Consider the following 264-nt stretch of genomic DNA (forward strand, 5'->3'; position numbering starts at 1 on the left):
GTGCGGCGCACGGCCAGGGTTTCACCGCGCGGCAGGATACTGCTGTAGTCATAACCGGCGGCGTGCAGGGTGCGTTGGGTTTCGGCGTCCAGCGGGATTTTGCTTTCGCCGTCGGTAGCGGCTTGGCGGCGACGGCTTTGCGCTTCAATCAACGCGCCGATGGAGTGCTGGCCGTCCCCGGTCACCTCGGCAGGGCGGCGAATCGCGGCGGCGACCACCTCAAAGCCGATCACCAGGATGCGCAGGTCGAGGCCGGTGTGAAAG

General features: G+C 67.0%; 1 pseudogene. It reads right to left on the reverse strand.

The annotated features are described in order from the left end of the window. A pseudogene (locus KZZ04_RS19585) lies at positions 1-264 on the reverse strand (N-acetylglutaminylglutamine synthetase); the annotation flags it as partial.

Source organism: Pseudoalteromonas sp. CR1 (assembly GCF_019392235.1).
Classification (GTDB): domain Bacteria; phylum Pseudomonadota; class Gammaproteobacteria; order Enterobacterales; family Alteromonadaceae; genus Pseudoalteromonas.